This is a genomic window from Thiohalomonas denitrificans, assembly GCF_016841685.1.
Taxonomy (GTDB): Bacteria; Pseudomonadota; Gammaproteobacteria; order Thiohalomonadales; family Thiohalomonadaceae; genus Thiohalomonas; species Thiohalomonas denitrificans_A.
Genome location: NZ_JAENYR010000011.1, coordinates 23,347 through 48,858, shown reverse-complemented (window position 1 = coordinate 48,858; position 25,512 = coordinate 23,347). Strand labels below are relative to the sequence as shown.

The following is a 25,512-nucleotide window of genomic DNA, read 5'->3' as shown; positions in this document are numbered from 1 at the left end:
CGGCTCCTGCCGCCTCAAGGTCAAGAGCGCGAGAGGCGAGGGGGATCCGGCAAGAGCCGGGGCCGGTCCTATGATTGAGCAACCATTGTGCCAACCATCACATTTTCAATCTCCGAGGGTCTTCTGACTCCAAACTGCCACCTAAAACAATTGATATAAATCAAGTTTTGAAGTTTTCCCAATGTTTTTAGGGCGTTGATGGAGGAGGCGGAAGCGATTGTGCTTGTGTCAAATCTGGCATTTCTGAGAGAATGCCTGTCATTCACGTCACTCTGGGGTTTGGTTCATGAGCGAGAGGGTCCCGGCCGAAGTGGTTTCAATAATCGATTCCTTCGGCGAACCGGCTGTGATCATTGCCCGCGATTACCGCATTCTGGCGGCGAACGGGGCCTACAAGAAGGAGTATGGCGACCCGGGACCAAGCGGCGAGTCGCTCTGCTACCGTATATCCCACCATTATCAGCTCCCCTGCGATCAGGCCGGCGAGAGCTGTCCCCTCAAGGCGTGTCGGGAAACCGGTCTGCCCCAGCGCGATCTGCACCTGCACCACACGCCCTCCGGCGAGGAGCACGTGGAGGTGGAGATGATGCCGGTCCGGGGGGAAAGCGGCGAGCCGAACTTCTATCTGGAGATCATGCATCACAGCTGCCTGGCCAGTTCCGACCCGACCGATAGCGGGCTGGTAGGGCGTTCATCGCCTTTCAACCGGGTGCTGGAGCTGGTGCGGCGGGTTGCCCCTTCCGACGCGGCGGCCCTGCTGCTGGGCGAGTCCGGTACCGGCAAGGAGCTGGTTGCCCAGGCCGTGCATGATGCCAGCAGCCGTGCCAAAGGTCCCTTCGTGCCGGTGGAGTGCTCGGGGTTGACCGAAAGCCTGTTCGAAAGCGAGTTGTTCGGCCACGAAAAGGGCGCCTTTACCGGTGCCCAGGTCCAGAAGATCGGTCTGGTCGAGGCGGCGCGCGGCGGGACGCTGTTCCTGGACGAGATCGGCGATGTGCCTCTCTCGCTGCAGGTAAAGCTGCTGCGGCTGCTGGAGACCAGAACCTACCGGCGGGTGGGGGGAATCGAGCCCCATAAGGCCGACTTCCGGCTGGTCTGTGCCACTCACCGTGGACTGAAGAAGATGGTCGAGGCAGGGGAGTTCCGAAGTGACCTCTTCTACCGCCTCAACGCCTTCCCGATCGTCCTTCCCTCGCTGCGCGAACGGGTCGAAGACCTGCCGCTGCTGTGTGAAAACCTGCTTCGCCGCGTGAACATCGGGCGCACCCTGACGCTCTCCGCGGAGGCCCTCGACTATTTGCGCGCCTATGACTTCCCGGGGAACATCCGCGAGTTGCGCAATATTCTGGAGCGCGCTGCACTTTTGGCCGACGGGGACGTAATCCTCCCGGATCACCTCCCGGAGGAGTGCCGGAGCGGTATGCAGCGATCGGTCTCGGGACCGATGCCCAACGAGATCATTCCGCTCGACGAAATGGAGCGCCGCTACATGGGCTGGTCCGTCGCCCGTTTCGAGGGAGACAAGCGCGACCTGGCCGCGCGCCTGGGAGTTAGTGAGCGAACCCTCTACCGGAAGCTCCAGGACCTCAAAATGCTTGACCAAGCGGAGCAGTGATGCACCTGCTTGCCGCCATTTCGCCCCACGGCTTTGGGCATTTGGCCCAGAGCGCGGCCGTTTTGAACGCACTCCGGGCACGCTACCCGGAACTGCGGCTGACACTTCGTACCGCGCTGTCACGTGCCGTTCTCGAGCGTCGCATCGACGGCCCCTTCGAGCTGCAGGTTGCCACCGACGATTTCGGCATGGTGCAGCACGATGCACTGGAGGTGGACGTCGAGGCCAGTGCACAGCGCTATGGCGGATTCCACCGGCAGTGGGATGAGCGGGTCGACCGTGTGGCGGGAGAGCTGCGAGAGGTCGCCCCCAATCTCGTTCTGGCGGATATTCCTTACCTTACCTTGGCGGGTGCCGAGCGGGCGGGGCTCCCCTCCGCGGCGATGTGCTGCCTCAACTGGGCGGATATCTATCGGCACTACTGTGGAGACCGACCCGAGGCGGGACCTATCCTCGGGCAGATGGAGGTTGCCTATAACAGTGCCGATCTGTTTCTGCGCACCGAACCCTCCATGCCGATGGGGTTTCTCGATAACGCCCGCGACATCGGGCCGATCATGGCGCCGGGCCGTAATCGACGCCCGGAACTCGACCACGCCTTCAACACCGGAGGCGATAAACTCGTTCTCGTTGCCGTAGGTGGCATCCACCTGCGGCTGCCGGTCGAGCAGTGGCCACGTATCGAAGGTGTGCGCTGGCTGGTGCAGCGCGGCTGGCAGGTTGAACACCCCGACGCGATCCCCTTCGAGGACCTGAATCTGCCATTCACCGACCTGGTCGCCTCATGCGACCTGCTGATCACAAAGCCGGGTTACGGCAGCTTCACCGAAGCCGCCGGAAACGGCATCCCCGTTCTCTACATCCCCCGCCCCGACTGGCCCGAATCACCTTACCTTGAGCAGTGGCTCACCCAGAACGGAAGCGCCGAACCCCTGTCGCCGCAGTCCTGGAAATCGAACCAATTCAGGCAAGCCGTCCTGCGGTCACTGCAGGCCGGCCGCCACCCCCCGGTTCCCGCCACCGGCATCGGGCAGGCGGTCGACGAACTGGAGAAGCGGATCGCAACCGACCCGTAGGGCGCATTCTCAACACGCCGCCACAACTGTCCGCAGCCGATGATTTTGAAGGATGCACCCCACGATCCGCAGGCACCTTTATAATGCGCCATCCGGTCCTCCCCCTCCCCGCAGGAGGCGCGCCCCCGCGGCGATTCCCGCCAACTCCTCCGGCTTTGCAATTCGTGCTTAAACCCTAAAGAATGATGCTTTGGCTAATCACTCGATTGCCGAGCATCAGGGTAGACCGCTGCCTATGTATGCATCGTTTGCAAATGGACAAGTTCAATGGATGACCTGACACCAAGCGACCTCAAAAGCGTTTTACATTCGAAACGCGCTAACCTCTACTATCTCCAGCACTGTCGCGTACTAGTAAACGGTGGACGAGTCGAATACGTCACCGATGAAGGGCGGCAGTCGCTATATTGGAACATCCCTATCGCCAACACCACATCCCTGCTCTTGGGGACCGGCACATCGATAACTCAGGCCGCCATGCGCGAACTGGCCAAGGCGGGTGTATTGGTGGGATTCTGTGGTGGTGGTGGCACGCCGCTTTTTAGTGCAAACGAAGTGGATGTCGAAGTTGCCTGGTTCACTCCGCAAAGCGAATACCGACCAACCGAATATCTGCAGAATTGGGTCCGGTTCTGGTTCGATGACGGACTACGGTTGGAAGCAGCCAGGGCTTTTCAGTATGCCCGGCTGCAGCGCCTTGAGTCACACTGGCTAAAAAGTCGGGCTCTGCGGGATGCGGGCTTCGAGGTGCAGGGAAGCACCTTGGGGCCACAGCTTGAAAGTACCCGCGCCGGTATTGCCGCCTGCCCTACTACGATGGATCTCCTGACTCTTGAAGCGCGCCTTACCAAAGACCTGTTCAAGATTGCTGCACGGACCATGGGTTACGGTGAGTTTGTCCGCGCCAAGAAGGGTACCGGCACCGATCCAGCTAATCGTTTTCTCGATCACGGCAACTATCTGGCCTATGGCTTGGGCGCAACGGCCACCTGGGTACTGGGCGTGCCGCATGGCCTGGCAGTATTGCACGGCAAAACCCGTCGTGGCGGTTTAGTGTTCGACGTGGCGGATTTGGTGAAAGATGCCGTTATTTTGCCCCAGGCGTTTATTTCTGCCATGGCCGGTCATGACGAGCAGGAGTTCCGGCAAGCCTGCATTGAAGGCTTAACACGCAATGAATCGCTGGATTTCATGATCGATACGATCAAGCGGATCGCGACAGATGTCGGGGGGCGGGCCGTATGAACGTTCTGCTGGCCTCCCAGTGCAGCAAGAATGCCCTTACCGAAACACGGCGGATCCTCGACCAGTTTGCTGAGCGCCGCGGCGACCGTACCTGGCAAACCCCAATCACCCAGCAGGGCCTGGAAACTCTGCATCGCATGTTGCGAAAAACGGCTCGCAAGAATACCGCGGTGGCTTGTCACTGGATACGCGGGAAAGACCATAGTGAGCTTCTCTGGATTGTCGGCGATGCCAGGAGATTCAATGCTCAGGGGGCCACCCCGACCAATACGACAGCACGTGATGTACTCAGAAGCCGGGATGAAAACGACTGGCATACCGCCGAGGAGATCCGGCTCCTGGCGACGCTTGCGGCGCTGTTTCATGACTTCGGTAAGGCAAACCAAGCCTTTCAGAAAAAGTTGGCCCCGGCCAGCAGCAAAAAGCCAATTGCTGACGCCTACCGGCATGAATGGGTCTCGTTGCGGCTGTTCGAGGCCTTTGTCGGAGAGGACAGCGATGATGTCTGGTTGCAGCGGCTAGCCGGGTTGACCAAGGGGCAGGGCAAAGGCGTGCTGGACCGGTTGTCGCGAGACAGAATGGATCGCGGCCTTCTCGGACCGTTCGAAGCATTGCCATCGTCAGCACCTTTGGCACACGTTGTCGGGTGGTTGATTGTCAGCCATCACCGTCTACCGACTCAGGTGAAGGGTTCCCCCATCCGCTCCCAGCTTTTGGTCAACCTCCCCGAAGAGATTCAAGACACATGGAGCGGACTGCAGTTCGACGCCTCGGAAAAGGCCATCGCGGAGTGCTGGCGGTTCAGAAAAGGCACGCCATTCGACAGCCATCACTGGCGCATTCACGCGGCCAAAGTCGCTAACAGAATCCTCCAGCGACCTACAATGCTGCAGTCACAATGGCGGGATGATCCTTATGTGTTGCACCTCTCCCGCATGGCCCTGATGCTGGCCGACCACTACTACTCCGCCCAACCCAGCCACAAGCGGTACGGAAGCCCGGAGTACCCGCTTTTCGCCAATACCGACCGTGGTACAGGCGCCCTCAAGCAGCGACTTGATGAACACCTGATCGGTGTCGAGGTCAGTGCCAGCCGAATTGTCCGGGCGCTGCCCCGATTAGCACAACGGCTTCCCCGTATCGCCCGGCACAAGGGTTTCCGGCAGCGCAGTCGGAATCCGGCTTTTCGTTGGCAGGATCGCGCCTTTGATTTAGCGACCGGCATTCAGTCCCGCACTGCTCGCCAGGGCTTCTTTGGCGTCAACATGGCCTCCACAGGGGCCGGCAAGACGCTGGCCAATGGGCGAATACTCTATGCCCTTGCCGATCCGCAACAGGGAGCCCGCTTCAGTATCGCCCTGGGACTTCGGACTCTGACCTTGCAGACCGGTGACGCCTACCGGAAGCGGCTCGGACTGGGCAGTGATGATCTGGCGGTGCTTGTTGGTGGAGCCGTTCGGAAACTTCATGAGCAGCAGCGCCAAGAAGAGGAGACTCGGCTATCGACGCTGGGTGCTGAATCCAGCGCCGATCTGTTGCCCAAACAGCACTTCGTGCATTTCGAGGGAAGCCTGGAGGATGGCCCACTGAACCGCTGGCTGGGTGATAACGTGGAGGCACGGAAACTTCTCAATGCCCCCATTCTGGCCTGCACTGTCGATCACCTGATCCCGGCCACCGAGGGCACCCGTGGCGGCCGTCAAATTGCTCCGATGTTGCGTCTTATGAGTTCGGACCTGGTGCTGGACGAACCGGACGACTTCGATACCAACGATTTGCCCGCCCTGACCCGACTGGTTCATTGGGCCGGGCTGTTGGGCAGTCGCGTCCTGCTCTCATCAGCAACGCTCCCACCCACTCTGACTCAGGGGCTGTTCCAAGCCTACCTGGAGGGACGGCGTAGCTATCAACGCAACCGGGGCATACCGGGAGAACCTCTCGACGTCTGTTGCGCCTGGTTTGACGAGTTCAACGCAGATACCAGCAATCATTCTGCCCGGGATAGTTATGCCTTGGCTCATCGGACCTTTGTCGATGGGCGCCTCCGCCGACTGGCGCAGACAGAGATGCGCCGAAAGGCGGTTATCAAGCCACTTTCGATTGCCCACGCCAAGGAGCGGGAAGAGGTCACGGCAGAGTTGGCGCCCCATCTACGTGACTACATTCATGAGCTTCACGATCGGCACAATACGCCCGACCCAAAAACCGGAAAGCGGATTAGTTTCGGACTCATCCGAATGGCTAATATCGGGCCCCTAATCGAAACCGCTCAAGCCCTATACCGCCTGGGCGCCGAGGAGGGTCATCGTATTCACCTCTGTGTATATCATTCACAGCATCCGCTATTGGTCCGCACCGGCATCGAAAACCGATTAGACCGCCTCCTGAACCGAGCAGAACCCGACGCGGTACTCGAAGAACCCGCGGTTCGCGACTGCCTCGACAATGCATCGGAACCGGAGCAGATCTACGTCGTACTGGCGACGGCGGTCGCCGAAGTGGGGCGGGACCATGACTACGACTGGGCGGTGGTCGAGCCCTCGTCGATGCGCTCCATTATTCAGTTGGCCGGACGCGTCCGCAGGCACCGCCCCGGGGTTTGTGAAAGTGCCAACCTCTACCTGCTGGACACCAATGTAAGACACCTGATCCGGCCCAACGCCCCCGCGTTTTGCCGGCCCGGCTTCGAAAATGAGGACTTTCCGCTGGCGACGCATCGCCTTACCGAACTGTTGGCCCCGGAGCAGTTAGCTTCAATCGACGCCTCGGCTCGCATCCGCGAGCGAAAAACACTTCAGCCCACACGGAACCTAGTGGACCTGGAACACGCCAAGCTGCGGGCTTTGATGTTTGGAGAGACCGAAGGGGGCATCTACAAGATGGAGCCGGTCCACTGGTGGTGGTCAACGCACGCGAGCATAAGCGGCGAACTTCAGCGAAACACCCCCTTCCGTCTCGATCCAGAGGGACACCAGCGTTACGGGCTCCTGCCTGATGATGACGATGAAGACATCGGATTCTACCGTTTCGAGGGCGATGGAAAACTGACGAAATTATCTCTTTGCAATGCCCTTGAACTCGATCCGGGGCCCCGGATCGAGTTCTGGGGCGAGCCGGATTACAGGGAGGCCCTGGAGGCGCTCGCGGAGCGGCTCGGCATGGAAGTAACGTACTGCGCCCGGCTGTTTGGCATTATCGACCTACCGGCGAAGCAAGAAACGAAAGGGTGGAATTACCACCCGGCATTGGGGTTTAGTCGGGGTCAATGAGACCGCGGGGCGAAAGCCCCGCGGAGTGCTGCCTGGTCGGCAGTTAATCCTGATAACTACATCTTCTAAGCTACCTCTTCGGCAGTGTTCGGAATTATAGAGTGGTTCTTCAGATAATTACATGGTTGTATTTTGCCTTTCAGGCAGGTAGTTTGTTCGAAAACAATATTTATTTGTCATAAGGAGCGTGCATTCGTGGTTGTGCCGGAATCTTCAATATCGCCGGAAAGTGTTCGGCAGGTGATCACTCAATTCCTCCAAGAGCGACTTCAGCCCAAGCTGGATAAACTCAAGGAAGGGGAGGACGACAAACGCGAAAAGCTTCTGGAGGCGCATCAGCCTGAGCGCTGGATTTACAACGCCGCGAGCCGAGTCGGGCAAATTCAGCAAGTCACCCACGCCATCAAGTTCACCCACCCCGATGCCAGGGGCACCAGTCTGAACGCCCCAGGCAACCCGCAGGCCGGTGACCTGCTGGTCGGCACCCATACCCTGGATGAAGCCGCCCCCGATATCGTCGGTAATGCCGCCGCTCTGGACGTGTACAAGTTTCTGAAGTTGGAGGTTGGCGGCAAGAGCCTGCTGGACCTGGCTCTTGAGGGCGACAGCGCGCTGCAGGCCGCTTTCTCGGATAATGCCGAACAGGCCAAAAGTTGGATGGAGGCCTTCACCGGGCTGATTGAGCCCAAGGGAGAGCTGGCCTCTCACCGGCTTGCCAAGCAGCTCTACTGGCCTCTTGGAAAGGGTGAGTACCACCTGCTGGCCCCCTTGTTCCCAACCTCATTGGTACACCGCGTCGTGAGCGGCATTCGCGTTGATCGGTTCTCCGAGGAGGCGAAGGCCGCCCGAAAGGCCTACTGGGACCGCGAGCCGCATCCTCACGGCTTTTGCGAATACCCCGATCTGGCGATCCAGAACTTCGGCGGCACCAAACCGCAAAACATCAGCCAGCTAAACAGCGAGCGCTACGGAGAGAACTATTTGCTCGCCGCCCTGCCGCCGACCTGGTATTCGACCCCGGTTCGAACCCCACTGAATACAGAGAGTGTCTTCGACCATGTGTTCGAGAGGCGCAAGCGGGTGCGAATACTACTCCGCACGCTGGGAGACTTTCTGAAAGGGGTTCAGGATATCAACAACATCCGCATTCGCGAGACGCGCGCCGATCTCGTAGGCCACCTTCGTGACGAGGCGTTGCTGTTTGCCGCTGAACTGCATGAGCTCAAACCGGGCTGGACCGTGGATGAAAAGTGTCGGCTGAATGCGGCGGAGCAATGCTGGCTCGATCCGGGCCGGGCCGCGCAGGATGAAGCGTTCGCGACGCTCTGTGCCAGAGGTGATTGGAAAGAGGAGGTCTGCAGGCGCTTTGCCAACTGGCTGAACGCAACCCTCACATCGACAAGAACCCCCATGGGCAAAGACGAAGCCCACGAGTGGCAATCAGTCATGGAAAAGGAGATGAAACTCATGCGCATGGAGGTCGACTTCGATGAGTGAACCTACCGCTCTGCTACTGCTGCCGCGCCTGCGGGTACAGAACGCCAACGCGATTTGCGGCCCACTAAGCTGGGGCTTTCCCGCTCCGACGGCATTCACCGGATTTGTCCATGCGCTGGAGCGTCGCCTTGCGCGCGATCAGGCCTTGGGATTCACTGGTGTCGGCATCATCTGTCACGGCTTCGCCCCCCAGGTGTTCCAGCCGGCCGGAAAACACACCCAGGTCTTCCGCTTGACCCGAAACCCGGTCGGGAAGGATGGAACGACCCAGGCGCTAGTGGAAGAGGGTCGGGCCCATATGGAGGTCAGTCTGGTGATTGCCGTGCGCGATTACCTGTCGGCCGGCAAGGGCCAGCGTTTCGCCGAGGAGGTCATGGAAATCGTGCAGGGAATGCGTCTTGCCGGCGGTAGCATCCTGCCGAAACGCGAGGGAAAAAGGTTTGACGCCCAATGGTGGCCAATGGCGGAGGATATCGAGGGCCAACGGGAGGTCCTTCGCAAATTCCGTCGCCGTCTACTCCCGGGCTTCGCCCTGGTTGAACGGGAGGACCGGTTGGCGCAACGCCTGTCTGAACTGCGGGAACGGGCACCAACCACCACCGCGCTCGATGCATTACTGGATATGACCCGCCTGAATTACGAGCCTGATTGTCCCGATCCGGACAAGCCGGAGGAATCGAAGTGGGGCATCCGCAAGAGACCGGGCTGGCTTGTGCCGCTTCCGGTCGGCTATGCCGCTCTCTCGCCGCTTCATCGTGGTGGCGAGGTAAAGAATACCCGGGATGAATCCACCCCCTTTCGCTTTGTCGAAAGCATCTATTCGTTGGGCGAATGGGTCAGTCCCCACCGGTTTAACCACCTAGATCAATTGCTGTGGCGCAATGAGGCCGATCCGGACAGAGGAATCTACCGCTGCATCAATCACTACTCCCAAACGTTGGAAACCGCCGTTGACGGCATTGCATAAGGAGCATCAATCATGGCCACTAAAGAAGTAAAAACCGCCTCTGTTCTCGCCTTCGAGCGCAAACTGGATCCCTCCGACGCCCTTTTTAGCGCCGGTTCCTGGAACACTAGGGACAACGGTTCCAAATGGCCTGCGATCAGCGTTAGGGAAAAGTCGGTGCGCGGGACCATTTCCAACCGTCTGAAAACCAAGGAGCAGGACCCGGCAAAGCTGGACGCATCGATTCAATCGCCCAACCTGCAGACCGTCGATGTCGCGGCGCTGCCGAACGACCTGGACACGCTGCGGACCCGCTTCACCCTACGCGTTCTCGGCGGCGCGGGATCGCCCTCGGCCTGTAACAACGCCGATTACCAGGAGCGGTTGCAGGCGACCGTGCAGCGATATGTTCAGGAAAAAGGATTCTCCGAGCTGGCCCACCGCTACGCAGTCAACCTGGCCAATGGCCGCTTTCTGTGGCGTAACCGCATTGGTGCGGAACGCATCGAGGTCCGGATCCGCCACCTGAAGGATGGTGAAGTGGCGAACGAGTGGGACTTCGATGCACATGATTTTTCGCTACGGGACTTCAACGCACCAGAGGCGAAGGCAAATTCGCTCGAAGAGCTCGCCAGGGTTGTCGAAAAGGGGCTGTCCGGTGAAAGCCATGTCCTGCTTGAGGTGATCGCCTATGCCCGCGTCGGTGATGGCCAGGAGGTCTACCCTTCCCAGGAGCTGATCCTCGACAGGGGCGATAAACGCGGACAGAAAAGCAAAACCCTCTACACCGTTGGCGACGTGGCGGGAATGCACAGCCAGAAGATTGGGAACGCACTCAGGACGATAGACACCTGGTATCGCGACACCACCAACCTAGGGCCGATTGCAGTCGAACCGTATGGCTCCGTAACATCTCAAGGCAAGGCGTACCGCCAGCCTAAGCAGAAGACCGACTTCTACAACCTGCTCGACAACTGGGTGCTGAAGGAACAGGTTCCGGCAGAAGGCCATCAGCACTTCGTCATGGCGACGCTAATCCGGGGCGGCGTATTCGGCGAAAAGGAGTAGACCATGGATCACTATCTGGATTTTCGGCTGCTACCCGATCCGGAATTTCCGACGCCGCTATTGATGAATGCCCTGTTTTCCAAACTTCATCGTGCCTTGGTCCAGATCGACAGCCGCTCTATCGGGATCAGTTTCCCAGAACTTCAGCAGGACCAACTGTTTCTTGGGCCGTGCCTACGACTACACGGAACTGCTGCCGACCTTGAGCGAGTCATGACAGAGAATTGGCTGACTGGAATGCGTGATCACCTGTTTCAGTCGGACTTGGCGGCGGTGCCCGGGAATGCTAAGCACCGTCGCATAAGGCGAGTACAGCCGAAGTCCAATGCCGAGCGTTTGCGGCGCCGGCATGCCAAACGGCATTCGGAACTGTCAGAGGAAGAAATCGCGCTGAAAATCCCCGATTCCGTGGAGGAACGGGTGAAGCTGCCCTTTCTTCGGCTAAAAAGCCAAAGCAATGGACACTACTTTTGTGTTTTTTTGGAGCATTCTCCACCCCAGGCACAAGCAATAAATGGAACTTTTAATGCCTATGGGTTGAGCTCAGAAGCGACCATCCCCTGGTTTTGACCCTTTTTCAGCCCTTGCAGTCAGTGCCTTCACTATCAGACAGTTACGCCCGCGCCCAAAAATAGGGTGTGGGCGTTCCTCATTCAGAAAAGCTCTTTAACAATAAGAAGTTACTCGCTAGTATCGCTAGTTCACTGCCGGATAGGCAGCTCAGAAAGCAACTGTCGTGCGCGTAGTACATGCCGTTCTGTTCACTGCCGGATAGGCAGCTCAGAAAACCAAAAAGACGGCGTTACAGCTTACGATCGAGTTCACTGCCGGATAGGCAGCTCAGAAAATTGAAGATCAAGGCGAACAGTTGGCCCAACTGTTCACTGCCGGATAGGCAGCTCAGAAAATGACAACGCCACGGTCTGGTCGTAGGTGATCGTTCACTGCCGGATAGGCAGCTCAGAAAACGGAGAAACGCGACCTGATGCCGGACCACTCGTTCACTGCCGGATAGGCAGCTCAGAAATGCTGGATAGTGGGGGTCGCGTTGAGCGCGTTGTTCACTGCCGGATAGGCAGCTCAGAAAACCGAAGCCGACGACACCGCGAGCGCTGTCGGGTTCACTGCCGGATAGGCAGCTCAGAAATCTGGCGGCCTGAGCAGTGGAGCACTAAATGCGTTCACTGCCGGATAGGCAGCTCAGAAAAGAAGGGCTACACGGATGAAGAGGCCGAAGACGTTCACTGCCGGATAGGCAGCTCAGAAAAGGTTGTGCTCAATGATCTGGTAGTTGATGAGGTTCACTGCCGGATAGGCAGCTCAGAAAACGTCGCCCTGGGGAGACGTGGCCGACTCCACGTTCACTGCCGGATAGGCAGCTCAGAAAGTCGCGATCGTGCTGGACCTGGACCCGGATTTGTTCACTGCCGGATAGGCAGCTCAGAAAAAATACCGCAGGGCCGTGTGGGAGTCCCGCAAGTTCACTGCCGGATAGGCAGCTCAGAAATGACTGAAGAGCGCGGACCATCCACGGCCAACGTTCACTGCCGGATAGGCAGCTCAGAAATTAGCGAAAACCATGTCCCGCTCGTCGCATCCGTTCACTGCCGGATAGGCAGCTCAGAAAGTTCGCATTACTCCCCGACTCGACAATAGGCGGTTCACTGCCGGATAGGCAGCTCAGAAATCGATCGTCATGCGCTGGAGTCAGGTCCCCGACGTTCACTGCCGGATAGGCAGCTCAGAAAATAATGGGCCGCAGTGCCGGACAGGTATTTGAGTTCACTGCCGGATAGGCAGCTCAGAAAATGCACCACACCGGCGTACTGGTGCCCCGCTCGGTTCACTGCCGGATAGGCAGCTCAGAAAAAAGCTCGGCACCCTGCAAGCCAAGGCGGATCGTTCACTGCCGGATAGGCAGCTCAGAAAAGCTCGGAGTGCAGCGTATGGATCACGTCTTCGTTCACTGCCGGATAGGCAGCTCAGAAAACCGCTTGCCAGGTCAGGGAAAATAGTGTCCTGTTCACTGCCGGATAGGCAGCTCAGAAAATCGACGCCAGACATCCGCGCACGCCCTGGTTGTTCACTGCCGGATAGGCAGCTCAGAAAGAATACATAAGTGTCTTTCCAGATTTCCATAATGTTCACTGCCGGATAGGCAGCTCAGAAATTAATAGGCTTCCACTTGTTTCTAGTCGCCAGGTTCACTGCCGGATAGGCAGCTCAGAAAAAGTTAATAACCGACATGCCGTTGTGTTTTAGGTTCACTGCCGGATAGGCAGCTCAGAAAAGAAAGAATCGTATCGTTCGAAGTAGCTCATTGTTCACTGCCGGATAGGCAGCTCAGAAATACACGGCAGCCGCCACACCTATGCCACACTGGTTCACTGCCGGATAGGCAGCTCAGAAATTGACGCCTGCGGCGTAGTATTCGGTATCGCTGTTCACTGCCGGATAGGCAGCTCAGAAAAATGAAGGATCGGCCTCTTTCGGCCAGACTCAGTTCACTGCCGGATAGGCAGCTCAGAAAAAAGAGCACGATGTAATCGTGATGCTTGTTCTGTTCACTGCCGGATAGGCAGCTCAGAAAGTGGCGTCTGCGCTGATGGTGGCGCTCAGGTTGTTCACTGCCGGATAGGCAGCTCAGAAAAAAATGGCGCGGGCACCACCAACTCGACCTTCGTTCACTGCCGGATAGGCAGCTCAGAAAATACAGCGAATATCATATCCGCCTTTGTCGTACGTTCACTGCCGGATAGGCAGCTCAGAAAGGAATACTACTCGATTTCTGGCGAGGTTATCACGTTCACTGCCGGATAGGCAGCTCAGAAAGTCGAGATATCACCGCATGCACGGGCACGGGGGTTCACTGCCGGATAGGCAGCTCAGAAAGAGAAGGAAATCCAATATTGGGGCCCTACCCTGTTCACTGCCGGATAGGCAGCTCAGAAAATCGCCGCCTTAGCCTCCAGCTCCCGCATCTCGTTCACTGCCGGATAGGCAGCTCAGAAATGTTCGGCGCCCTCCATGGTCTCGCCGATCGGGTTCACTGCCGGATAGGCAGCTCAGAAAAATTCGTCGCCCTGGCTCTGGCGATCGCTGCCGTTCACTGCCGGATAGGCAGCTCAGAAATGTTGCGCGGCCTCCGAATAGTCAATCTCAACGTTCACTGCCGGATAGGCAGCTCAGAAAAGCATCCGGACGATTCAGCGATGGGAACAGATGTTCACTGCCGGATAGGCAGCTCAGAAAAGCCGTCCCAGCCGGCGCCGCCGGTGGCGCCCGTTCACTGCCGGATAGGCAGCTCAGAAAGATAGATATCACTTTTATCTCCCGTTCAACGCGTTCACTGCCGGATAGGCAGCTCAGAAAATTGGCCTCGAGGACGTCCGGCGCTGGAACCCGTTCACTGCCGGATAGGCAGCTCAGAAAACGTCGCGGACGATTTGCGGATATTACCCGGAGTTCACTGCCGGATAGGCAGCTCAGAAAAGATAGTGTTCGGTTTGTTTCTGCTTGCTGCGGTTCACTGCCGGATAGGCAGCTCAGAAATTCTGTGAGCGGAAATTTGTAGTAAGCAATCGGTTCACTGCCGGATAGGCAGCTCAGAAATGCGGAGATGACCGCATAACATGGGATATACGGTTCACTGCCGGATAGGCAGCTCAGAAATGACATTCTGCCGGAGGGATGCGACGCAGTAGGTTCACTGCCGGATAGGCAGCTCAGAAAGGCAATCAGAGGAAGCAGACATGAAATTCACAGTTCACTGCCGGATAGGCAGCTCAGAAATGACCGGGCACCGCAGCAAGCAGGAACAAACCGTTCACTGCCGGATAGGCAGCTCAGAAAAATGCACCCCCGAACAAATCCTGTTGAGACAGGTTCACTGCCGGATAGGCAGCTCAGAAAACTTGGAGCAGTTGGCCGCAGAGATTGAGAGCATTCACTGCCGGATAGGCAGCTCAGAAACTTAGTGCCGGCGGTGATGCTGCTCTTCTCACGTTCACTGCCGGATAGGCAGCTCAGAAAACGGGAACATCGGCACGGGCTCCGCCATCGCCGTTCACTGCCGGATAGGCAGCTCAGAAACGCTTCATCGTCTAAAGAAACTGTTGTTGTGTTGTTCACTGCCGGATAGGCAGCTCAGAAAAGCGGGCAATCTGCTGCATGACGGTTCTCGGAGTTCACTGCCGGATAGGCAGCTCAGAAAAACGGAGGGGGATGTTGCCACGGACCCGGAGCGTTCACTGCCGGATAGGCAGCTCAGAAAGGCACCAGCTTCCACCCCTCCGGCTCTGTGCGGTTCACTGCCGGATAGGCAGCTCAGAAAATATTGGTGCTGCCGTAACCCTGCGTAATGCGGTTCACTGCCGGATAGGCAGCTCAGAAATTGCTGGTGGCTGCAAATACTTCCTGCCACAGGTTCACTGCCGGATAGGCAGCTCAGAAATGTTCGTTTATGTAATCCTCCCCCAACGGCGTGTTCACTGCCGGATAGGCAGCTCAGAAAATCTACATCCTCAAGCGCTAATGCCTCTTGATGTTCACTGCCGGCTAGGCAGCTCAGAAAACGTCCGACACTCCGCACGACTCTCCCGATCCGTTCACTGCCGGATAGGCAGCTCAGAAATACATCTCCCAGCAGGTGAAGCGGGCAGAGTAGTTCACTGCCGGATAGGCAGCTCAGAAATTGAGTAATCCGATTTTGCGCGACATGTCTTTGTTCACTGCCGGATAGGCAGCTCAGAAAGGATTAAACCAGCGTTGCAGGATGATGAATTCGTTCACTGCCGAATAGGCAGCTCAGAAAAGGGCAACCCGAACATCGACTACCTGCATGAGGTTCACTGCCGGATAGGCAGCTCAGAAAATTTTGTTCGGCCGGCGATTTCGCTGAGCTTGGTTCACTGCCGGATAGGCAGCTCAGAAAAACAACGGGCTTAGCCCCTTCGTGCGCAGACGGTTCACTGCCGGATAGGCAGCTCAGAAAAGCATGGAAGCGTGAAGCGGCGCTCAAAGGGTGTTCACTGCCGGATAGGCAGCTCAGAAAATCGTCATAAACTGGATAAACCGAGCCCATGCGTTCACTGCCGGATAGGCAGCTCAGAAATCTTGCGCACTGGTCTCGTGGCTGATGGAGGCGTTCACTGCCGGATAGGCAGCTCAGAAAACCACGCGGAAACGGCCTCGGCCGGGTTCCGCGTTCACTGCCGGATAGGCAGCTCAGAAAAAACGCGAGCGCCAGCATTTCGCGGGATGCTTGTTCACTGCCGGATAGGCAGCTCAGAAAAATCAGGCGGAAAAGCTATGCGCTTTGGGTGCGTTCACTGCCGGATAGGCAGCTCAGAAATTATCCCGCAGATGACGCGGGATCGTCTCCAGGTTCACTGCCGGATAGGCAGCTCAGAAAACACCATCACCGGCAGTTCTGCGATCGCCTCCGTTCACTGCCGGATAGGCAGCTCAGAAAAATTAGACCGCTCGCGCATCTTCTCGATAATTGTTCACTGCCGGATAGGCAGCTCAGAAAAGTTCCTATCCCGGCGAGCGGTCATACCCCGAGTTCACTGCCGGATAGGCAGCTCAGAAATGCGGGAGGCTCCGCGAAATCGGGGGTATGTGGTTCACTGCCGGATAGGCAGCTCAGAAAGACCAGGCTGAGTCGGTCATAGCCCGGTATCGGTTCACTGCCGGATAGGCAGCTCAGAAATGGATGATCCCGAGGTCAACGCTGCCCAGGTGGTTCACTGCCGGATAGGCAGCTCAGAAATCGATGTCGCCGCCTCGCTCGACTGGGGCCGCGTTCACTGCCGGATAGGCAGCTCAGAAATGGGACGCGACGCCAAGCCCGGCACCTATGTCGTTCACTGCCGGATAGGCAGCTCAGAAAACCCAGGTACGCGCATCCGCCGAGGGCGCCGAGTTCACTGCCGGATAGGCAGCTCAGAAAACCAGACGCTCTCTGCTGCCGATATAGCCAATGTTCACTGCCGGATAGGCAGCTCAGAAATCCACTCCCTGGTCGTGCCGGATGCCTCCCCATGTTCACTGCCGGATAGGCAGCTCAGAAAAGATGGCCATCGCCGAGCTGGAGGCAGCCGTCGTTCACTGCCGGATAGGCAGCTCAGAAAACCGTGAAATGGAAGCCATCGACTATGCGAAGGTTCACTGCCGGATAGGCAGCTCAGAAATATCAGGTCCTCACGGAGAGATGGGCGGATGCGTTCACTGCCGGATAGGTAGCTCAGAAAAGGTGCACGCCCAGGTACTGCAGCTCTTTCACGTTCACTTTTCACTGCCGGATAGGCAGCTCAGAAAAGCAGGAAACCGCGATAGGCCATCCATGTGCTGTTCACTGCCGGATAAGCAGCTCAGAAGAGAGCTTGAGCGTCACCGCCTTGGTAAGCAGTGTTCCAGATTGCAATCTTAAAGGAGGTAGGCTTATGCTTTGAGGCCAAGAAGGCTCCTGACGAGTGAAATGTGCAGCACATCTCGTCCGAAACGACCATAGTCAGGCCGTTCACTCGAACTCGCGGTCGAGAATCGGGCACACAGTCCACTAAACTCACGATCTGAACTTGATATGGATTCATCGATTGCCCATCTCCCCGAGGGGAAGCAGCAGGATCTGGCAAACGTCGTCGCGATTATTCGCGCCCACTGTCCGGCGGTTGGCCTGATCGTTCTCTTTGGTTCGTACGCTCGGGGCGACTGGAAGGATGCCAGGGATTTGGCACCCGATCGGCGTTCCGGTCACGCATCCGATTACGATATTCTGGCTGTGACCGAAGAGCCGGATGACTGCGACTCCCTGGTTTGGCACCAAATAGGGGAGGTGTGTCATGAAGCAGGCTTCTCGGCTTCCCCTCGAATTATCCACCACGATATCGATTTTCTGAATCGGAAGCTGGAACTGGGTCAGTACTTCTTCTCGGACATCATCAGTGAAGGGAAGGTGCTGTACGACTCGGGTGATTTCTCACTGGCCGAACTGAAAGTGCTGACGCCGGAAGAACGGCTTGATATCGCCCGCAATGACTTTAAATATTGGTTCACGAGAGCGGAACAATTTTTCGAGACCCATCGTCTCGTCCATGCCAAGACATGGCGTGAGCTGGCGGCATTCAACCTGCATCAAGCCGCAGAAGCCTCCTTCAAAACCATGCTACTGGTCTTCACCGGCTATATCCCCGATGAACACTATCTCTCTGTTCTGGGCCACAAGGTCTCGGAGATCGATCCGGCGTTCACGGATATCTTTCCTTCGGCCGACGAATTCCAGAGAGAGGCTTTTACGCTTCTGGAGTATGCCTACATCGGCGCCCGTTACGACCGGCGCTACTCTATAGACGAAGCGTCTCTCACCTATCTCGCGGAACGGGTCGCCAAACTGATAAGGCTTACCCGCGAAAGCTGTGAAGCAAAAATCGAGGCGCTGGCACGGGCCTGCCTTTGAGGATGTTCGCGCTAGCCCGGATGTCTCACTGGTGCGTGGGTGAGGTCGCTTTGCAAAACGTTGTCATTGGCAGTTACCGGAACCTTCGCGTGAGCCGGGAGGCGTAGAGATGCGATTGTGGTACGGTTCCCTTATGTCGTTACCAATAGGTTGGGGCAAGGGGCCGATGGGGCGAACCAGTGGAACTGACTAGCTTCGAAACGATAACGCGGGCGTTGAACGACTCGCAGGTCCGGTATCTCGTGGTCGGTGGTCTGGCTGTCGTGGCGCATGGCTATGTGAGGTTCACTGCGGATGTTGATTTGGTATTGGCCTTGGCACCTGACAATGTCGTGAAGGCATTTAAGGCACTGGAGCCACTGGGATATCGCCCAACGGTGCCAGTTACCGCTGAGCAGTTTGCCGACCCGGGAACCCGCCGGCTGTGGATCGAAGAGAAAGGGATGACGGTGCTAAACCTCTATAGCGATCGGTTTCGGGGAACATCGGTCGATCTGTTTGTGGAGAACCCATTCGACTTTGAGGATGAATACGCCCGCGCGCTGTCTGGTGAGCTTATCCCGGGGCTTACGGTGCGCTTTGTGTCTCTGGAAACGCTGATTACAATAAAAGAGCGAGTGGGGCGCCCTCAGGATCTGCTTGATGTGGAGCATTTGCGTATGATTTTGGCAGAGCGGGAGAAGCAATGAGCGAACAACACAATGAGCCCTGCTCAGACGTGGCTTCCTGGGATGTCAGTCGACGGGAGCAGTTACGCCGCTGGCAGCGGCTGACGCTGCGCGAGCGCTTCGAGACGCTCGACCAGCTACGGGTCACAGCAGCGTTACTGCAACGGGCGCGCGAAGAGGGAAAGCTCAAGGAACCGGGTAAGCCCGGGGCTTCGGAGTGAACTGATTCAAGCGCCAGGCGGGTTGTAAAAGCCAGGAAGACATCCGCAAGCGGGTAGAACGACAGGAAAGTGAATCACTCCCACGCTCCCTAACTTCAGGGCCGCGCCCTCGTTGAGTCGCGAACAAAAGCGTTGCAATGTCGAAGGGGTCGGCATATGCTTTTTGCATATCCAAAAGGCTGGCGATGATGACAAAACGAACGGCGCATCTCTTCCGAAACGGTCGCAGTCAGGCGGTTCGCTTGCCAAAGGCTTACGAACTGGATGCCGATGAGGTCTACATAGAGCGTCGGGGTGATGAAATCGTCCTACGGCCAAAGCCGCGCACCTGGGACGAGTACTTTACCAAGCAGGTCCCAACACTGCCGGAAGACTTTCCCGACAGCGTCGATGATGCCCCACCGCAGGAACGAGAGGCACTTTGATGCGCTATATGCTGGATACGAACATCTGCATATACGTCATGAAGCGCCGTCCTCCAGAGGTTCACGAGCGGCTGAAAGGAGTGTCGGTTGGTGACGTCGGCATATCCGCCGTGGTGCTGGCAGAATTGCGCTACGGCATTGCCAAGTCCGTCCAGGGTGAGCGTAGTGAAGCGGCACTGATCGAGTTTCTGCGTTTTGCTTCGGTGCTGGACTGGCCGGAGGGCGCCGCGCAGGACTACGGCGAGATTCGGGCCGAACTGGAGAGGGTGGGCCGGATCATCGGCGGCAACGACATGCTGATCGCTTCACACGCCCGATACCTGGGAGCGACCCTGGTGACCTACAATGGCCGGAAGTTCGAGCGCGTGACCGGATTGGCGGTGGAAAATTGGGCGCCGGCCTGCTGAGCCGCATTCCGAACTGATATGGACTCATCGATTTCACACCTACCCGAGAAAAAGCAGCAGGAGCTGGCGAAGGTCACCGCAATGATTCGCGACTACTGCCCGGCGGTCGGCCTTATCGTTCTTTACGGATCGTACGCTCGGGGCGGCTGGAAGGAGGCCGGGGATTTGGCACCCGATCGGCGTTCCGGCCATGCATCCGATTACGACATCCTGGCTGTGACTGACGAGTCGGACGACTGCGATTCGCTGGTGTGGCATGAGTTAGGGCAGGCTTGCTACGCAGCCAATCTTTCTGCTTCTCCTCGAATCATTCATCACGATATCGATTTTCTGAATCGTAAGCTGGAGTTGGGACAGTACTTCTTCTCTGACATCATCAGTGAAGGGAAGGTGTTGTATGACTCCGGCGATTTTTCGCTGGCTAAGCCGAAGGCATTGACGCCGGGAGAGCGGCTGGATATCGCGCGCAATGATTACGGTCACTGGTTCGAGAGAGCCGAGCGCTTTTTTGCACATTATGAATTTGATAAGGCAAAAAACTGGTGGAAGGATGGAGCGTTTCATCTACATCAAGCCGCAGAAGCTTCTTTTAAAACGGTTCTTTTGATTTTTACCGGCTACATTCCTGATGAACACTATCTCTCCATTCTGAGTCATCGTGCCTCGGAAATTAATCCGGCGTTTGCCGATATTTTTCCTTCGGTCGAAGAGTTTCAGAGAGACGCTTATACACTCCTTGAGTATGCCTATGTCGGTGCCCGTTATGATCGCCGCTACATCATAGACGAAGTTTCTCTCGCCTATCTGGCCGAGCGGGTCGCCGAGCTGATGGAACTCACCCGAAAAAGCTGCGAAGCAAAAATCGAGGCGTTAGAAAAGATGAGTGAAGGGTAACTACTCACCCCCTCTGTCATCCCCGCGTAGGCGGGGATCCAGAGGACAGAAGCATGGTTCAAAATGGATCCCCGCCTACGCGGGGATGACGGATTTCCCGGGCCGTGCGTGATCACCCGGGCGAGCAGTTACAGTGAAGGCTGACTAAATTAGTCGGATGCCGGCACGATCAAGGCAGCGATCTTGTCTTTGAAATTGCGAACTCCCGATCCTGAGACATAATCATAGGTAGTGCGCCTACTGGGCAGCGGCTACTTGACCACAAAAATGATTTGGTCGGTGTCCGTGGCGGTGCGTCCATCGTCGCGTTCGCCGTCAATAGAGAGAACCACCGTGTTGCGCCCCGGCTCCAGGGGGAGCTTCACCACGGCCGTTCCGCCCGGTGCTACCGTGAACCGTTCGGTGATGTTGCTGCGATTCAGCGAGGCCTCGAAGCTTGCGGGCACGATGGTCTCTCCGAAGACGACGACCAGATCGTAGTGCTCGATATCGGGCGACAGGTCCACCGACGTTTCCAGCGGGTTGGCGAAGCGCAGGAATTGGTTGACGTCGCGCCCGCGCTGCCCCTTGCCGTCGATGAGTTCGCGCTCCTCCGGCAGCTGCGGGCCGACAACCCGTCGCTCCTCCCAGAAGGTGTTGGGATCGGGGCAGGGGCTGTCATCTTCGCCGCACAGTTCTCCGTATTCTTCGTATGGCGAGCCTGGGCCCATGTCGATCTGTGGCTTTAATATAGAGGTGATGGAGCCGGGTGGAACCCGGGAGTGCAGCCGGAATCCGCTAATGACTTCGCCGGGATCGATGAGATCGCGTGGTTCGCCCCATGGACCATCAGGAACCCATAGCACATCGCCGTGTCGGCCGATACTTGCACGAAACCCTGTTGGTGACTCGACCCCGAGGGGGATAGCGTAGGCTGATGCGGAGGAATGATCCCGTTTGAGGCTGCCATCACTTGGCAACCCGGAGTCATCCAGATAGGGACGATCCCCGACAAGCGAAGTCGGAAACTCGGGCTTTGTTGCTATCCAGAAGTAACGCACGGGTGCGAAGCTGGAACTGGGATTGATCACCGTATAGTCATATCGGTAAATCCCCGTGGCCGGGTCGAAGTCCACTTCAACCTGGACGTCCGCCTTCGAGATATCGGGTACGATCCATTCGGCTGATAGTGTCGACGCGCAGGTGAGGAGCAGCGTGGCGACTAACCAAAGTGTAGAAACTTTCATATTACATCCTTGCCGAGATTTGGCGATTGCTCATTGGCCGCTCTATTCGGCTGAAACCTGGTAGTGGCATCGCCCGGGCCAGGATCGCAGAGCCCGGCCCTCCGGGCGAACGAGCGAATGAATATTTCTGTGACGGCTTTGCCATGTTCGCCCACGGGGTGGGCTCCTACTTGGGCGGCAGCGGCTACTTGACCACGAAGGTGATTTGGTCAGTGTCCGTGGCGATGCGTCCATCGTCCCGTTCGCCATCGATGGAGAGCACCACCTTGTTGCGCCCCGGCTCCAGGGGGAGTTTCACCACGGCCGTTCCGCCCGGAGCCACCGTGAACCGGTCGGTGATGTCGCTGCGATTCAGCGAGACCTCGAAGCTTGCGGGCACGATGGTCTCTCCGAAGACGACGACCAGATCGTAGTGCTCGATATCGGGCGACAGGTTCACCGACGTTTCCAGCGGATTGGCGAAGCGCAGGAATCGGTTCACGTCCCGGCTGCGCTGCCCCTTGCCGTCGATGAGTTCGCGCTCCTCCGGCAGCTGCGGGCCGACCACTTGTCGCTCCTCCCAGAAGGTGTTGGGGTCGGGGCAGGGGCTGTTGTCCTCGCCGCACAGTTCTCCGTATTCTTCGTATGGCGAGCCTGGGCCCATGTCGATTTTGGGCTTTAGAAGCGCCGTTACGACTCCGGGCGGTACGCGAGAGTGCAGGCGGAATCCACTGACAACTTCACCGGGGTCGATAAAATCGAGAGGCTGCCCCCACGGCGTATCGGGAAGCCACACCACGTCTCCATCCCTGCCGATGGTGGCTTCAAAACCCGTCGGTGACTCGATGCCGAGGGGAATCGAGCGTCCCGAATGGAAGGAACGATCTTTGTTTAAGCTACCGTCGCTCGGTAGATTCGATTTATCCATATACGGGCGGTCTTCGATACTCGACGTGTTCTTTTCCGGTCCCGCAGTCACCCAGAATGCGCGTATAGGCGCAAAATTTGAGCTTGGATTAATCAGTTTATAGTCGTATCGGTAAATCCCCGTGGCCGGGTCGAACCCGACCTCGACCTCGACCTCAGCATTCGAGATATCGGGTGCGATCCATTCGGCTGATAGTGTCGACGCGCAGGTGAGAAGCAGCGTGGCGACTAACCAAATTTTAGAAACTTTCATATTACATCCTTGCCGAGATTTGACGATTGCTCATTGGCCGCTCTATTTGGCTGTAACCGGTAGTAGCACCGCCCGGTCCAGGTCGTAGGAGCCCGGCCCTCCGGGCGAACGAGCGAACGAAGACTTGGTGATGGCTTTGCCATGTTCGCCCATGGGGTGGGCTCCTACTTGGGCCACAGCGGCTACTTGACTACGAAGGTGATTTGGTCGGTGTCCGTGGCGATGCGGCCATCGTCGCGTTCGCCGTCGATGGAGAGCACCACCTTGTTGCGTCCCGGCTCCAGGGGGAGTTTCACCACGGCCGTTCCGCCCGGTGCCACCGTGAACCGGTCGGTGATGTCGCTGCGATTTAGCGAGGCTTCGAAGCTTTCGGGCACGATGGTCTCTCCGAAGACGACGACCAGATCGTAGTGCTCGGTATCGGGCGGGAGATCCACCGACGTTTCCAGCGGGTTGGCAAAGCGCAGGAACTTGTTGACGTCGCGCCCGCGCTGTCCCTTGCCATCGATAAGTTCGCGCTCGTGCGGAAGTTGGGGGCCGACCACCCGTCGCTCCTCCCAGAAGGTGTTGGGGTCGGGGCAGGGGCTGTTGTCCTCGCCGCACAGTTCGCCGTATTCTTCGTATGGCGAGCCTGGGCCCATGTCGATTTTCGGCTTAAGCGTAGCGGTGAGAACCCCGGGGGGAACGCGAGAGTGAAGCTGGAACCCATCAATTACTTCGCCAGGATCGATGAGGTCGTGCGGTTGTCCGAAAGGTGCTTTTGGTAGCCAAAGCACATCGCCATGCCGTCCGATACTGGCTTCGAAACCACTAGGCGACTCAATTCCTAAGGGGATCGAATATCCGGAAGAATGGTCCTTATCCAGACTGCCGTCACTTGACAACCCGGAGTCATCCAGATAGGGGCGATCCCCGAGAAGCGAAGCCGGAAATTCGGGCTTTGTTGCTATCCAGAAGCAACACACTGGTGCGAAGCTGGAACTTGGATTTGTTACCGTATAATCATAACTATAGATTCCAGTGGCCAGGTCAAATTTAACTTCAACCTGGACGTCTGCCTTCGAGATATCGGGTGCGATCCACTCGGCGCATACGGGTACAGTAACGATTGATGCCATAGCAGTAGTGATGAATACTGTATTACGTGCGAACATTTTCATTCGAAACTCCTTTCCTACTGTCGATAGACCGTCAACGCCGGTTCACAACGGAAATGATATTTGTGTATAAAACGGCATGATGGCTCATGTTTCATGAATAAGAACTTGAGAGCCTCGGTTTCATCATGGTCTAACCCCATCCGATTCGTTACATTTACATCCACATCGATTCCAACCTCATGTGAAACATGGCTGCAATTGGCTTGCAGGCTTTTGCACAGGTCGAAAACGCCGCCGTTCGGCAGGCTCATATCGTTGAAGCTCAGTGTTTTTACTTCAGCTGCTGGCGTGCCTTCAGCGACCCGGTCTTCTATCCATTGGCTTGCCACGCTCTGTAGAATCGATACCAGCCCCAAGGTCCCATAGTTGTTTTGACGATGCGTATCTTGTCCGGTGGGTGACTGGTACAGTTCATAATCGCTGGACGGTGTCAGCGGAACGAGATCCGGAATTGCGATGGTCAGTTCGGTTTCGCCAGTACTCTCCATAATGTTTGGTGGTTCACTCGCCGCCGATACATCCGCCCTGGCTGTGGCTATCACCTGCTCCTTCAGTCCGACGACGCCGGCGGTGTATTCGGTTCGGAAAACACCCTCCTCGTTGGTGATTCCGGTTTCGGTCGCGTTCCCCGAGGGAAACGAGCCGGTGCCGGCCTGTTTGCCCATGTGGGTATGTCCGCCGCTGCCGGCCACGGTCCGTGTCTCGATCGTGATGTCGGCATCCGGCAGGGGTCTGTTGGGGCAGCCGGAGTCGTTCACTTCAACCTTGACGCCGGTACTGCCCGCAGACAGATTGGGGATCCCCCCGCCCCCGATGACTTTGGGACGGATCCGGTTTGAAGCGGTAGCTACATCCACCTCGGGACCGGTCGAGACGATCTCCAGTGGGTTTTCGATGAGTTGCTCGGGACTTCCGTCTCCGGGGGCATACCGGATGTCCACAGACCAGCTCCCCGCTGTTCGGCAGTAGCTTTTATAGGCGACTTCGTGCCATGTGCTCGTGGTGCCCCCCTATGCGTATACTTCTTTCCATAGCCAGAACTCCTTTTGTAGACCAACAAACCTGGCGAGGGAGGGCGAACGGTTTCGCGCATTGGAGCGCGGTGCGAGCGAAGCGTCAGACGACGCGGCAGGAAGGAAAATCGGGTGCGGGCGCAAGGGCCGGCGCGTCCTGTTGCTCA

General features: G+C 57.6%; 18 protein-coding genes and 1 CRISPR repeat array. Of the genes, 14 read left to right on the top strand and 4 right to left on the bottom strand.

Features of this window, described 5'->3' with window-relative positions:
• The first annotated feature begins 286 nt into the window (after positions 1-286).
• The 14 genes from Q7L05_RS03910 (at position 287) to Q7L05_RS03845 (ending at position 20,787) form a co-directional block, all read left to right on the top strand.
• Positions 287-1,612 carry a sigma-54 interaction domain-containing protein gene (locus Q7L05_RS03910; RefSeq protein WP_303902233.1) on the top strand — a complete coding sequence of 442 codons (1,326 nt, stop codon included), beginning with the start codon at positions 287-289 and terminating at the stop codon, positions 1,610-1,612.
• Positions 1,612-2,688, top strand: coding sequence for a hypothetical protein (locus Q7L05_RS03905; protein WP_303902231.1), 1,077 nt, complete (start codon positions 1,612-1,614; stop codon positions 2,686-2,688). Before Q7L05_RS03910 ends, Q7L05_RS03905 begins: the two co-directional genes overlap by 1 nt.
• A 267-nt stretch (positions 2,689-2,955) precedes the next feature.
• Entirely contained in the window at positions 2,956-3,933 is a 978-nt protein-coding gene (cas1f, locus tag Q7L05_RS03900) for a type I-F CRISPR-associated endonuclease Cas1f (RefSeq protein ID WP_303902229.1), read from the top strand.
• Positions 3,930-7,202 (top strand): type I-F CRISPR-associated helicase Cas3f, encoded by a 3,273-nt coding sequence (gene cas3f, locus Q7L05_RS03895; protein WP_303902227.1) that lies wholly within the window; start codon positions 3,930-3,932, stop codon positions 7,200-7,202. The genes cas1f and cas3f overlap by 4 nt, the downstream gene beginning before the upstream one ends.
• A 195-nt stretch (positions 7,203-7,397) precedes the next feature.
• On the top strand, positions 7,398-8,699 hold the full coding sequence (gene csy1, locus Q7L05_RS03890; RefSeq protein ID WP_303902224.1) for a type I-F CRISPR-associated protein Csy1: 1,302 nt from the start codon (positions 7,398-7,400) through the stop codon (positions 8,697-8,699).
• On the top strand, positions 8,692-9,666 hold the full coding sequence (gene csy2 / locus Q7L05_RS03885) for a type I-F CRISPR-associated protein Csy2 (RefSeq protein WP_303902222.1): 975 nt from the start codon (positions 8,692-8,694) through the stop codon (positions 9,664-9,666). Before csy1 ends, csy2 begins: the two co-directional genes overlap by 8 nt.
• Before the next feature lie 12 nt (positions 9,667-9,678).
• The gene (gene csy3 / locus Q7L05_RS03880) at positions 9,679-10,713 is read left to right on the top strand and encodes a type I-F CRISPR-associated protein Csy3 (RefSeq protein ID WP_303902220.1); all 1,035 of its coding nucleotides are present in this window, start codon (positions 9,679-9,681) and stop codon (positions 10,711-10,713) included.
• A 3-nt stretch (positions 10,714-10,716) separates the two neighbouring features.
• Positions 10,717-11,283 (top strand): type I-F CRISPR-associated endoribonuclease Cas6/Csy4, encoded by a 567-nt coding sequence (gene cas6f, locus Q7L05_RS03875; protein ID WP_303902217.1) that lies wholly within the window; start codon positions 10,717-10,719, stop codon positions 11,281-11,283.
• A 129-nt stretch (positions 11,284-11,412) separates the two neighbouring features.
• A CRISPR array of direct repeats spans positions 11,413-17,094; the repeat unit is 28 nt; unit sequence GTTCACTGCCGGATAGGCAGCTCAGAAA.
• Between the two features lie 205 nt (positions 17,095-17,299).
• Positions 17,300-18,172, top strand: coding sequence for a HEPN domain-containing protein (locus tag Q7L05_RS03870; protein ID WP_303902214.1), 873 nt, complete (start codon positions 17,300-17,302; stop codon positions 18,170-18,172).
• 179 nt (positions 18,173-18,351) lie between these two features.
• Complete coding sequence (locus Q7L05_RS03865; protein ID WP_303902211.1) at positions 18,352-18,861, top strand: DUF6036 family nucleotidyltransferase; 510 nt, start codon at positions 18,352-18,354, stop codon at positions 18,859-18,861.
• Entirely contained in the window at positions 18,858-19,061 is a 204-nt protein-coding gene (locus tag Q7L05_RS03860) for a hypothetical protein (protein ID WP_303902208.1), read from the top strand. Before Q7L05_RS03865 ends, Q7L05_RS03860 begins: the two co-directional genes overlap by 4 nt.
• A gap of 188 nt (positions 19,062-19,249) precedes the next feature.
• Complete coding sequence (locus Q7L05_RS03855) at positions 19,250-19,486, top strand: antitoxin (protein ID WP_303902292.1); 237 nt, start codon at positions 19,250-19,252, stop codon at positions 19,484-19,486.
• The gene (vapC, locus tag Q7L05_RS03850; RefSeq protein WP_303902205.1) at positions 19,486-19,893 is read left to right on the top strand and encodes a type II toxin-antitoxin system tRNA(fMet)-specific endonuclease VapC; all 408 of its coding nucleotides are present in this window, start codon (positions 19,486-19,488) and stop codon (positions 19,891-19,893) included. The genes Q7L05_RS03855 and vapC overlap by 1 nt, the downstream gene beginning before the upstream one ends.
• 18 nt (positions 19,894-19,911) lie before the next feature.
• Positions 19,912-20,787 carry a HEPN domain-containing protein gene (locus Q7L05_RS03845; protein ID WP_303902203.1) on the top strand — a complete coding sequence of 292 codons (876 nt, stop codon included), beginning with the start codon at positions 19,912-19,914 and terminating at the stop codon, positions 20,785-20,787.
• A 251-nt stretch (positions 20,788-21,038) separates the two neighbouring features.
• Here Q7L05_RS03845 and Q7L05_RS03840 read toward each other — a convergent pair whose 3' ends face one another.
• The 4 genes from Q7L05_RS03840 to Q7L05_RS03825 form a co-directional block, all read right to left on the bottom strand.
• On the bottom strand, positions 21,039-22,013 hold the full coding sequence (locus Q7L05_RS03840; RefSeq protein ID WP_303902198.1) for a hypothetical protein: 975 nt from the start codon (positions 22,011-22,013) through the stop codon (positions 21,039-21,041).
• A 184-nt stretch (positions 22,014-22,197) separates the two neighbouring features.
• Positions 22,198-23,172: a hypothetical protein gene (locus Q7L05_RS03835; RefSeq protein WP_303902194.1), complete on the bottom strand. Its 975-nt coding sequence runs from the start codon at positions 23,170-23,172 to the stop codon at positions 22,198-22,200.
• Positions 23,173-23,354: 182 nt separating this feature from the next.
• Positions 23,355-23,813 carry a hypothetical protein gene (locus tag Q7L05_RS03830; protein WP_303902191.1) on the bottom strand — a complete coding sequence of 153 codons (459 nt, stop codon included), beginning with the start codon at positions 23,811-23,813 and terminating at the stop codon, positions 23,355-23,357.
• A gap of 533 nt (positions 23,814-24,346) precedes the next feature.
• A complete protein-coding gene (locus Q7L05_RS03825) occupies positions 24,347-25,189 on the bottom strand; it encodes a penicillin-insensitive murein endopeptidase (RefSeq protein WP_303902188.1) in 843 nt (280 codons plus the stop codon).
• Positions 25,190-25,512: the final 323 nt, after the last annotated feature.